1 protein-coding gene is annotated in these 1,031 nt (G+C 40.8%); it reads left to right on the forward strand.

Annotated elements, in window-relative coordinates; genetic code table 11:
* Positions 1 to 918: SLC13 family permease (locus tag F6K51_RS38150; protein ID WP_293031584.1), on the forward strand; the 918-nt coding region annotated here is incomplete at its 5' end.
* Positions 919 to 1,031: the final 113 nt, after the last annotated feature.

Here is a 1,031-nt window from a genome sequence, read left to right on the forward strand (position 1 = left end):
GGGGCTCCACCTAACCTGATATTTCTGGCACAATTAAAAGAAAACTTTCCAGACAATACCGCCATTACATTTTATCAATGGATGATGGTGGGAGTGCCAGCTGTTTTGATATTTATCTTTTTAACTTGGATATATTTAACTAAAATTACAGTCAAGCTTGATAATAACAGTTTATCGTCATACTATTTTAATAGTCCAGACAAAGAAGTCCAGAAACTGGGTAAAATGTCTCAGGGAGAAAAATACGTTGCTATTTTATTTGGGTTAACAGTATTGTTGTGGATTTTTAGGGCAGATATCACCATCGGTTCCTTTACATTAACTGGTTGGGCAAGCTATCTGGGGGTGGCTAACTTTGTTCATGATTCCAGTGTGGCTGCCCTAATTGCTGTGATCATGTTTATACTTCCTGTGAAAACAGAGACGGGGGATAAAATCAACCTCCTAGACTGGGAAACCGCTGTAAAAATTCCTTGGGGAATATTGCTGCTATTTGGTGGTGGAATTGCAATTTCTAAAGGGTTTGCTGCGTCAGGATTGTCTCAATTCCTAGGGGATAATTTACAAATCGGATTGCAGGGAATTTCAACGGTTTTGATGGTGGTTTGCATCTGTCTATTTATGACATTTTTAACAGAAGTGACCTCGAATACAGCAACCACAGCTCTGATCATGCCTATCTTAGCTACTGCTGCACCGATTATAAATGTCTCACCTGCTTTGTTGATGTGGCCCGCCGCAATTTCTGCTTCCTTCGCCTTTATGCTGCCAGTCGCAACTCCTCCCAATGCAATTGTTTACTCTCAGGAATATTTTCCAATTTCTACCATGGTTAAGGTAGGATTATTTTTAAATATAGTGGGGGTGATTCTAGTAAGTTTGTTGATGAATTTTGTAGCTATCCCCATGTTGGGATGACTAGACTTTACAGGTTGCAGGTTAGAAGGTTGAAGGTTGGAAGGTTGTTCGCGTAGCGTGGCCTTTTGGCCAAGGTTGGAAGGTTGAAGGTTGGAAGGTTGTTCGCGTAGCGT

It is taken from the genome of Moorena sp. SIO3I8 (genome assembly GCF_010692325.1).
Classification (GTDB): domain Bacteria; phylum Cyanobacteriota; class Cyanobacteriia; order Cyanobacteriales; family Coleofasciculaceae; genus Moorena.